The organism is Xylanibacter rarus (assembly GCF_001275135.1).
GTDB classification, from domain to species: domain Bacteria; phylum Bacteroidota; class Bacteroidia; order Bacteroidales; family Bacteroidaceae; genus Prevotella; species Prevotella rara.
This window is the reverse complement of sequence record NZ_LFQU01000002.1, coordinates 239,748-250,718: the sequence shown is the minus strand read 5'-3', so window position 1 is coordinate 250,718 and position 10,971 is coordinate 239,748. Positions and strand designations below refer to the sequence as shown.

Here is a 10,971-nt window from a genome sequence, read left to right as displayed (position 1 = left end):
TAAAGTAGTTAGAGTAATTAAATCCGAATACATTATTTGTTCTTTTCGCAAGCACTACGTTTGCTATTGTTCCGGCGGATCTGCGCTCCGCCGGAATTTATTATAAGGATCTCCTGATCCGCTTAAAATACCGCTTTTAAGTTAAAAATGAAAAGCAGGCGCAAAAGCGCAATTAAAAATGAAAAATTAAAAATGAAAAACGCCTGACGGAAGCGAACGGTTAAGAGTGAAAAATCCAAATGTTTTGTGGTCAGATGTTGACAAACAAAAGAAGAACGTCCCGTTGCAATAACAAGCAACGGGACGTTCTTTATTGTCTTAATACATACTTTCTTACTTCTTATTTCTTAATTAAAATAAACGCTGCCCAGTATTGTGGTTTCGAGTAGGGACGAACGGTCTTCATTACTTTCTTCTTCGGCCATACCCATCGGCCTAAGCGCCTTATCTGTCCGTGCGACTTGTCGTCCTCGTCTGTCTCCACTTCTATCTTCACTTCATGGCAGCGCAGGTCGGTCTTGGCTTGGGCGAAGGCTTCCGACATGGGCATGCCGCCGAGCAGATGATGATAAAAACGGGTCATGAGCAGCTTGGTGGCCTTGTCGTCAACATTCCACAGACTTGCCACTATCGCGCCGGCTCCTGCCTTCTTCAGTCCGCGCTGAAAGCCGAACACGCCCTCGGAAGTTATCGGTCCGAGACCCGTCTGACATGCCGACAGCACTACGAGGGCTGCCCTGTCGAGGCGCATCTCTGAGGCTTCGCGTGCCAGCAGTATGCCGTCGTCGTAGGCGCTGTATGCCGGCTGCACCATGCGGTTGGCACCAGCAAACACCAGTCCGCTGCGGCTCATCGTGTCGTCTTCGCGCAGACTGTCGCGGCAGAACGCCAGCGGCTCGGGCCTGTCGGTGTCGGCAAAGCAGAAGCCGTGGGTGGCAAGATGTATCATTGAGCACGACGGGGCGGCGAGCTTGAAGGCCGTTTCGGTGGCCTGCGTGCCTTTTATGCATTCAGCCTTTATGCCGTTGCCTTTTTCTATCATGCTCCTTATGGTGTCAGCCTCTGCCGCCGTGGCGGGCAGATAGGCGTAGGCTCCGTTGGCTGCGGGCGGCAGATGCAGGGCAGAGAGTATGCTGCTTGCGCTGCGGTCGGGCGCTGCTGTGGCGTCGTCCTGGGTCTTTGCGTCGCATTCGTCGTAGCTCACTCCGCCCATTATCAGTGCTTTTCCCCTGATGTCTTTGTCGTCATTGGCAAGCTCGCGCGTAGAACTGAGGCGGCACACGTCGCTGCCGTTCATGGCGTCGGTCATGTTCTCTATGGCAAGCAGATGCAGCAGACCGTCGGGCGCGAAGTATATCCGTCCGCGCTTAGTCAGCAGCGGTTTCAGCTTCGACCATATCATAGAGCTAAGCTTAGTGTCGGTGTATATGGCGTTCTTGTCGGCAGCGCGCATCGAGTTCATCGCCTCGTTGAGCGTTCGGCCGTCGGTCAGTCTGAAGTTGCGCAGACTGTCTTCTGTCCACAGCGGCACGAAGCCCACCTTGCCAGTGCCGTCAAGAGTCAGTGCGGCATAGCGTCGCGCCGATGTGCTGCCGTATCTTATAAACTCTATTGCCGTCTCGTTGCGCCCCAGCCGCCGCGCTATGTCGGCCGATGTCAGCCTCATGTTGGCGTTGAAGCTCCTGTATCCGTCCATCATGGCCATCAGTCTCTGCTCCTGCCTGTCGGCTTCGGCGTAGAGCGAGTCGCGCTGCCGTGCGTCAGAGCTGCCCTTGTCGGCCTCACGCCTCAGTGATGCTATGCTGTCATAAAGCCTCGATGCAGATGTGTCGCGCCGTGCCTCGGCCTCTATGTTGCGCTCAACCTGCAGCAGAAGACACTTGGAGAAGAGCGCCACGTCGTAGAGCAGCTGCGGGTCGGCTGCCTCGGTGGCGTAACATTCGGTTACAAGCGGTTCGTTGCTGAACCAGAAGTCCTGCCGCTGCTTGTCGGTAAGGAAGGCAAACGAGCGGCACACATAGTTGCGCATAAGGCCGAAATACGTCTTAAACCACTCCGCCGCTTCATCCTTCCGTCCAGCTTTCAGCAGAATTTCGGCACGCTTTCTTACGCTTATCGCATAGTCGGGATGCTTCTCTCCGAGGTTTGTTTTCTGCCATGTCAGGCACGAGTCTATGTGCGCCAGGGCTTTGTCAGCGTGTCCGCATCCGCTCTCAGCCAGCGCCAGGTTTGCCATCACGATGTATCGTCCGGCTCCCTCTGCCAGCATGCCTGCAGCCTTGCCGAGCGATGCCGCAGCCGCTTCGTGCTGTCCGAGCGACATCTCTATAAATCCGCGGTTGGCCGTCAGCGTGGCCTTCTGCTCTGCGCTCATGCCGTCGGTCGGTGCCGTGGCGAGCAGCTGCAGGGCGTCGCCGCCGCGTCCGAGATATGCATACGCCGATGCAAGGTTTATCAGCCGTGTGTCCTGACCTATCGTGGCGTTGAGCGGCTCGAGCAGGTCTACGGCGTCGGCGTATAGTCCGAGAGTGAGATACAGGTTGCTCATGTTCAGTTTTCCGCGCACGTCGAGCAGTCCTTTGCTGTCAATTGTGCGGTAGTTTTCGAGCGCCTCGCGATAGTTTCCCGTCTGTCTGTTGCACGTGGCCATGCCCGTCAGCGCCCTTAGCCGCCACGATCCGGGTATGCCTTTCTTGTCGTTCACCTCACGGTAGGCTTCAATAGCCTCGGCATAGCTCCCCGCGTTGCGCAGCGAGTCGGCCCTGAGCAGCGTTGCCACCGTCTGTCCTTCTGCCGTGGCGGCAGCGGCTGATAATATCAATAATGCAAGAAAACGAAACACGATGATAATCAGGAATTAAAAATTAAGAATTAAGAAAACATGTATAAATAATATTGCGGCAGCTGGATTTTTGGCCTTAACCCGAATATGTGGTGATAATCCGGATGGAAGCACCGATACGCAAACAGACAAAACAGCATGCTCTCTGATAACCTTTCAGGGCTTGATGAGCCTAATTTATGGCTTGTCATGCCGCTTCGGCCGTTTCAGCTTGTCTGATGCCTTTAGCTGCCTGGGGCTGTTCAGTTGGACACGATGATAAAGCTCAGGTCTTTGTCCGACTTGTTCTCCACGGTAATCACCAGCTCGCCGGCACGTTCTATCGTCCAGTTGAGCGTGCAGCAGTCCTTGCCTCCGTCGGCCTTGTCTGCCAGTTTGCGGCCGCTGCCCTTGTCGTCTACGTAGAGATTCACTTTGCCTCCGCACTCGGGCACCACCATCAGCTGCTGTTCGCCCTGCGCCATCATCGAGTAAGTTACGCTGCCGCCTGCCGCCACGGCGCGGTGGGTGCATCTTAGCGGAGCGCTCGTTGCCCTCATCTTGTAGGCGTCTTCAACCTCTATGAGTCCCATGTCGAGGTTTTTCAGCAGCAGTTCGTCAAGATATTCAACGTTATATTGCAGATGTCCGCGCATCGGCACGGCGCTCTTGGTGTCGACAGAGCTTAGCGTCAGTTCGCTGAACGGTATCTCGCTTATCATCTCCATGCCCGCCATCACGTTGTCGGCAGAGCGTGCCGTCACGGCGTCGCGTATCATCATGCACGCCTTTTCGGCCTTCATCATCAGTTCGGTTGTGTTTTGCGCATGTATGGCCGATGCACATACGGCAAGCACAAGCAATAATATTTTTCTCATGTCAGTAATATTTTAGTTGTCAGTCAATGTTCATTCACGTCTTTTCTGCTGTCTTTCCCCTTGTCTCTGTCGGAGGTGCCGTCGGGTCGGAGCGGCCTTATTCGGCGTCAAGCAGGGTGAAGGCAGCCCAGAAGAACGGCTCGCGGTGCTGCTGTCTCATGTTGTTCACGGCAGTCCTGAAGGCCTCGCGCTTGGTCATTCCGCCGAGCCACAGCCTGTAGAAGTCCTGCATGAATATCGCCGTGGCGCGGTCGTTCACGTTCCATAGCGACATCATCAGCGTGTTGACGCCGGCCTCTTTAAATCCGCGCTGCAGTCCGTACACGCCCTCGGTGGTGTAGCTTCCCAGCGCCGTCTCGCATGCCGACAGCACAGCCATGTCGGTGTTGCCAAGGTCGAGCAGTGACAGTTCGTTGGCGGTCAGTATGCCGTCCTCGCGGTCGGGCTTGCGTTCGCCCGTCCATGTGGCGTTGGCGCCTACGAAGGCAAGTCCTGTGCGCTGCATGGCGTGGTGCTTTGAGCCGGGATGGTTGCGCAGGAACGCATATTCGTCGGCATCCTTTGAGCCGTCTATGAAGAATCCGTGCGTGGCCAGATGTATTATGTCCGTGCTCTGTCCGTCGAGCTTGTAGAATGCCGTTTCGGTGGCGTTGCTGCCCGTTATGGTGTCGGCCTTGATGTCGGCTTTGGCCATGCATCGGGCTATGGCGTCGGTCTCGCGTCGCGTCTCGTCAAGATATACAAAGGCTTCCTGCATCGCTGCTCGTGTGTTGTTGCTGCCGTTGCCTGCTGCCTGCGCGGCCTGTCCGTCGCTGTAATAGATGCCTCCGAACACGGTTGCCGTCTTTATGTCGTGCTTTCCGGCTCTGCTTACGAGTCTTGCCGTGGTAGACAGCTGGCGCAGGTCGTATCTGTCTATGAGGCAGCTGTCGGCCGATACGGGTATGGCGGCAAAGGCAATGCGGTTAAGTTCGCCTGTGGGCGAGAAGTATACGGTTGCCGTGTTGCCGAGATATTGCTCAAGCGGACGCCATATTATGTCGTAGAGCTTTGACCTTCCGAAGGTGTAGAGTCTGCGCACACGTGTTTCGGCAGGCATGAAGTCGGTCTGTCTGAGCAGCGCGGTCAGCTGTCTTGCACCGTTGAGCATCACGGCAGCGGGACGTTCAAGTCCGGGCTTTATTATGAGGGCAGCCATGGCCGTGTCGGTGGCTACAAACTCTATGGCTGCCTCGCCGGGGCTGAGTGCCTTTATTATCTCCTGCCACGACACAACTCTCATGGTGTCTGTGCGGTAGGCCTCGGTGCTGCGTGCCAGACTCTTCTCTATGCGCTCTATCTGCTGCTGTATGCCGCTCAGCTGCCTGCTCGTCTCTGTGTCGCCTGTTCCTGCGTTGAGAGCGCGTGCCGCTTCGTTAAGGCGTGCAAGCGTGTCGAGCTGAGATATCAGCGCATTGTCGCCCGAGCGTATTATCGAGCGGCGTATGCGTTCCCACGAATGCAGCAGCAGACCTTTGTCAAACAGTGCTGCGTCGTAGGCCTGAGCTGCCAGCTCCCGGCTCTTGCGCGGCAGCATCCAGTTGATCATCAGGCCGCTTGTGCTGTGGTCGGCAAGAAACTGCGCGCGTTCGTCAGAGCCAAGATAGTCGAAGTTTGAGAGCACATATCTGCGTATCTGACCGGCGTATCCGGCTGCCGCTTCCACGGCTTCGTCGTCTCTGTTGAGCGCATAGCACAGCTCTGCCTGCCAGCGGCTTATCTGTATCTGGTCGAATATTGAGAAACGGTCAAGCTGCCTGTAGCATTCGGTGTTGTAGGGCAGCGCGCTCCTGAAGTCGCCGCGCATGACGTAAAGTCCTGCCATGTTCTGTGCCGCCGTCCACGGCCTGTGGCACAGCGAGTCGGCTTCGGCCATCAGTCTGTAGTAGTGAGTGATCTTTGATGTGTCTCTTACCATGCCGTAATAGTTGGCAAGAGCCTGTATGAGCATATAGTATTCGGGCAGTACACGGTAGTCGGCACCCTGCACAAAGCCGGGATATCCCTGTTCCATGTCGAGCAGCTGCGGTATCAGTTCGCCCAGCTGGCTGCTTATGTATTCGCGCGAGTTTCCGGCTCCGTCCTGCTGTTCCGCCGCAGCGGGTGTGGTAGCATACAGTCTGGTGCCGTTGGTTACAATGTTTGTGAGCAGTCTTAACACATACGAATACTTTATGTCCTTGTTGTAGTTGCCCCTTTTATATACGAGGAATGTGGGCGATATTATGCCCGTGCACTGCGTGAAAATCTTGTTGAGGTTGCCCGGAGTCCTCAGCCGCGTTATGTCCACGCGGTTCCACATGCAGTCGAGATATGTCGTGGTGCCCTGCAGGTTGTCTCTCTCAAGCTCCTCTATCATGCTCTCGTTCAGCTCCTCAGCCTTGTGGTCTTGTCCGAGAGCCATGTAAAGAGTGTAAAGATTCTTTGAGAAGTTGAGATAAAATCCGGGCGAAATGTCGGTTATCTTCTTTGCCAGGAGGTATCCTCGCTGAAGGTAGAATTCGGCAGAGTCGGGCCTGTTCTCGCTGATGTGCCATGCGCTGAGATACAGATATCCGTTTACGGCGAGCGACGGCAGCTGTGCGGTGTCTGTCAGCAGCGGCTCGGCTGCCGACTCAAACAGTCGCCTTGTCTTCCTGTCGTTCTTGCCCTGCATCATCCTTATGCGTCCGAGCAGGGTGCGGGCGCTTGCCAGATATGCCTTGCGCATGGTCTTGCCGTCGTCCTTTATCAGCTTTGTCACCACGCCGGCGGCATCGTCGAGCCGGTATTCGTCAGCGAGATGCACGGCATAGCTCATGGCCGGCATAAACTTTTCGAGCCTTGCCTCGCCGTAGGTTTTCAGTGCTGCCTGCCAGCAGCTGTCCACCGTTGCCGAGTCGGCGGGCTGTCCGCTGCTGCCGTATAGCACTGCCAGGTCGTATCGTGCCTTGGCTTCATATCTGCGTCCTATGGTTCCGGGCAGCATCGTTGCCTCGTCCACCGTCTTGCGCTGCATGTCGAGCGCCTTGTCGTGTTCGGCGTTCTGTGCAAGTCGTGTGGCTATCTTTCCGCCTGTTGCCACGCGCGTCCAGCTGGGCTGCGTGCTCCTTTCGGCATAACATTTCATTATCTCTTCAGACAGGCGGAGATATATCTTCGGGTCTACCAGCGATGCCAGCGTCATGAATCCGTCGCACGCATCGATGTATCTGTCGTCGCATCTGCCTGTCCGGTTCATCAGTTTTATGTAGAGCTCAACCAGCTGCGAGCCGTCGCCTGCCTGTCCGTCGGCTATGTTGTCCATGAGTCTTATCAGCGCCACCTGCTGCAGCATGTCGGCATACGCCCTGCTGTCTTCGCCGTAATAGTTGCGGTAATATTTCAGATATGTGGCGTATTTTCTGCTTTCCGACACGTCTGTCCCCTCGTTAAGGGCTGTAGTCCATTTGGCTATCTTGACGTCGCATAGCATCGGTGTGCCCAGCGGCCAGTAGGCAAGGGCGTAGACGAACATGCTGTCGAAGCACGGCGAGCCGGCTGCAAGCGTCATAAGCCGCATTGACATCACGTCGGGATGGCTGTATCCCAACGCTCCCGATGCTATCCTGAAGGCTTCTTTCACGTAGTATCTGCCCAAGAGCCATTCGGCCGTTGCCACGCTGTCGGGCAGTTCTGCCGGTCTGCTGCCGCCGAATTCTGCCACGTCGGCTTCGTCAGACTCGCGCCCGAAGCCGCGCCCCTGCCTTATCATGGCAAGCATCGACATGGTCAGTGCGTCGTCTGCCGTGCCCTTGCGTCCTCTGAAGTATCTGAGAAAATCGTGCTCGAGCCTGCTCTCTTCGGCATACAGCAGCGGAGAGTCGCCCTCGGTGTAGTTGGCTTTTATGAAGAGTCGTGTGGCGTTGTAGAGCATTGTTTCGGCCGTAATCCTGTCCTTGCTTATTCCGCCGCGGCTCTTTTCTGCCAGCCTGCAGGCGTCGCATATCGAGCTGTATGCGCGGCCTGCGTCGGTCTGCACGGATATTACGGCTATGTGGTATCTTGCCCTTGCCTCCACGTTGGGCCTTTGCGGCACTGTCTTCTGTGCTGCCAGGGCTATGGCCTCGAGGGCTTCGGTCTTGCGCCTGTCGGCATGGTCAAGGCTGTCGGTCTGTCTGAATGATGCATATGCGGCAAGTGCGGGCACCAGTGCTGCGGCCTTGCGCAGCACTGCCGTGTATGCCGGCTCGCGCGACAGCGTGGCAGCGGCGTCGGCGGCAGCCCTCAGCAGGTCGGCGTCTGTGGCAAATGCCGTGTCTACGTTGGCAGCCGCCCATTTGCGGTGGGCCAATATGTAGGTTATGGCTTCGCTCCTTGCCTTGTCGTCATCCTGCTGTGCGGCGGCCCTGTGTGCGGCGTGGCTTGCTGCCGCAGCATAGGTCTTGCCGGCATGCGTCGGCGCGGCAAGAAGCGACATAAGTATAAATAGACATAACAGTGGTTTCATAAGCCGTTTTATGTTATTGTTGTCCAGCCGTTGCCGGGTGCCTGTTGATGTCGTGCCTGCGCCTTGTCCATCCGTCCTCCCGGCTTTAGGCATGTGCCTGTTGCTATTTGTCGGGTGTCAGGTCGAGCTTGTCTATTATGTCGCCCGTTATCATGTCGGCAGGTGCGCTCAGCGTGGTTATCACCCATTGCTTTGATATCTCGTCCCATTTCTGCGACTCTATCACCTTCCATACGTTGTCGGTCCAGCCCTCCTTCGGCGTCAGTTTCTTGCGGCGCTTGCGGTCGTTTCTCCATTCGTCGCGGTATTCGTCGGTTACGTCGCAGCTCTCCTTCAGCGTTACAGACATCTTGTATTCGCCCGTTCCCCAGCTGTTGTGATACTGGTCGTTCTCGTCGCGGTATGCCATGAACGAGCGCGGCACGATGAAGCTCTCGCCCTTTATCACCAGTGGCGAGCCCTTGCTGCGTCCGCGAACGTAGCGATATTTGCCGTCGGCCGCCACCTGCGACGAGTCGATGGGCACGGTCAGCTCGAAGCGTCCCAGCTCCTTGTCTTTCTGAAGCACGGTCAGCTCGTTTATCCACGACGATGTAAGCGTCATGGTCATGTCTATCTGATAGCTGCCGCGCTCGCTGAAATAGAAGGGCAGGGGCAGCGATGAGTTGGGCAGGTTAGACTCCTTCGGGCATAGTATGAGCGTGTCGAGCACCAGCTCAAACTTAGAGTGGTTCACTATGCGGTAGAGCTTGCTGTGGTCCACGTGGCATGATATGTAGAACACGGTGTCGCCTTTCTCGCCGCGGCGCAGGCATCCTATGCCGTTGAAGCGCATGCCGCGCGGGTCCATCGCCCCGTCTGTCGACGGCACCGAATAAAAGTCGTTGAGCTCGCTCACCGTGCCGAACTTGGTCTCAAAGGTGCTCTCGGCCTTAACCGTCTCCTCCCATTCGTTCTTCAGTCGCGAAGGTCTTGTTATGAGCGATGCTATGGCGTTGACGCCCATGTCGATGAAGCTCGTCACGTATCCCCCGGCAATGCCCTTTCCGGCGTTTGCCATGGCCATGCCCAGGTCGGCCATGTAGCCTCCGCGGGCAGCGCGCTCGTTGCTCAGGTCCTGTATCTCGCTGCTCAGGGCGTCGCTCGTGTATATGAATGTCTCGTAGGTTACTTGTGCTTTTGTCTCAGTCGGTGCAAGCCATATGGCCATGAATGCCAGAATAAGATATGCTGCCGACGCTGCTGAATGTTTAATATTCATGTTGTGAATGATTTTAGATTGTGTGATAATATATTGTTAATCGTTTTGGCAAAAATAATATTTTTTTACCATAAAAGCAAAGATATGCTTTATGATGTTGGCCGTAACACTTGTTATTTTCTGCCGAAAATAAGGGCGCAGGCAGGCGTTTTGACGAATAATTTACATTTTCTGACATGCGCGTGCTTTGTCCTTCGGCCGCATGATGCTAACTTTGCATGCAAAAAAGATGGATATATTAAGCAACGATATAAGCTCGGCAAAGGGCACGTTCAGGGTGTTCCGCCTTGTCAACTCGCAGGGCTGCGAGGCTGCTCTGTCGTCGCTTGGCGCGGGCATCACGGCTATAAGGGTGCCCGACGCACGCGGACGGATAGACGACGTGGTGCTGGGATATGCCCGGCCTGCCGACTATCTCTACGACAGCGCATGCGCCGGAAAGACGCCCGGACGATATGCCAACCGCATTGCGCGCGGCAGGTTCAGCATAGGCAGGGACGAGTATCAGTTGGCTATCAACAATCCGCCCAACGCGCTGCACGGGGGCAACGACGGATTTCACAACGTGATATGGGGTGCCGAGCCTCATGACGGCGGCGTAAGGTTCACGTATCATGCCGCCGACGGCGAGGAGGGATATCCGGGAGCCATGGACGTGGCGGTTGACTATGTGTGGAACGACGATAACGAGCTGACCATTAGCTATGAGGCAACGGCCGACAGGCCCACCATTGTCAATCTTACCAACCATGCCTACTTCAACCTTGCGGGCGAAGGCTCGGGCTCGTGCCTGGGTCAGCGGCTCAGGCTTAACTGCCACAGATGGCTGCCTGCCGACGTCACGGACATTCCGCTGGGAAGCATAGAGCCGGTGGAGGGCACTCCGATGGACTTTCTGCAGGCCAAGGCGCTGGGCAGGGACATAGGTGCCGACTTCAGCAACATGAGGACGGGCAAGGGATACAACCACTTCTTCTTCGTAGACGGATGGAACGGCGACGGCCGGCTGAGGCTCGTGGCTGTGCTCGACGACGATGAGAGCCGCCGCCGTCTGAGCGTCTACTCCACACAGTGCGGAGCCATGCTCTACACGGGCAACTGGCTTGCCGACAACCTGCCCGTGGGCAAGAGCGGCCGAAGGTATGCCGACCACGACGGCGTGGCCATTGAGTGTCAGGGTGCTCCCGACGCTCCCAACCATCCTTCACTGCCGTGCCAGATGCTGATGCCGGGCGAGACATACCGCCATGTGATTAAATACGCATTTTCGATTAATTGTTAGAGAGTAGTAACATGGTTTGTTTTCAACCGTGGAGCGCGCCCCTGCCATAGGCTTTCGGGGCGCGTTTTTTTGTTGCTCTGCGGTGAAGGCCTTTGCCTACGTGTATTTATAGCTTTAAAATATGTAAGCAAAAGTGTCTATTGTTCTGACAAAATGCTTATTGGATGTATAGAAAAATTACTGACCGACACAAAATCCTTCCATTTTAATTACAATGTAAAA

General features: G+C 56.0%; 5 protein-coding genes. 1 reads left to right on the top strand and 4 read right to left on the bottom strand.

Features of this window, described 5'->3' with window-relative positions:
* Window positions 1-340 precede the first annotated feature (340 nt).
* From ACU52_RS02655 to ACU52_RS02640, 4 genes are all read right to left on the bottom strand, one after another.
* Window positions 341-2,842: a CHAT domain-containing protein gene (locus ACU52_RS02655; RefSeq protein ID WP_204374651.1), complete on the bottom strand. Its 2,502-nt coding sequence runs from the start codon at window positions 2,840-2,842 to the stop codon at window positions 341-343.
* A gap of 242 nt (window positions 2,843-3,084) precedes the next feature.
* Window positions 3,085-3,699, bottom strand: coding sequence for a hypothetical protein (locus tag ACU52_RS02650; protein WP_125105057.1), 615 nt, complete (start codon window positions 3,697-3,699; stop codon window positions 3,085-3,087).
* A gap of 97 nt (window positions 3,700-3,796) precedes the next feature.
* Window positions 3,797-8,206, bottom strand: coding sequence for a CHAT domain-containing protein (locus tag ACU52_RS02645; protein WP_162207744.1), 4,410 nt, complete (start codon window positions 8,204-8,206; stop codon window positions 3,797-3,799).
* Window positions 8,207-8,309: 103 nt separating this feature from the next.
* Window positions 8,310-9,467, bottom strand: a complete 1,158-nt coding sequence (locus tag ACU52_RS02640; protein ID WP_053397654.1) for a hypothetical protein — start codon at window positions 9,465-9,467, stop codon at window positions 8,310-8,312.
* 229 nt (window positions 9,468-9,696) lie between these two features.
* On the opposite strand from ACU52_RS02640, the gene ACU52_RS02635 reads away from it, so the two are divergent.
* Complete coding sequence (locus tag ACU52_RS02635; protein WP_053397653.1) at window positions 9,697-10,749, top strand: aldose epimerase family protein; 1,053 nt, start codon at window positions 9,697-9,699, stop codon at window positions 10,747-10,749.
* Window positions 10,750-10,971 lie beyond the last annotated feature (222 nt).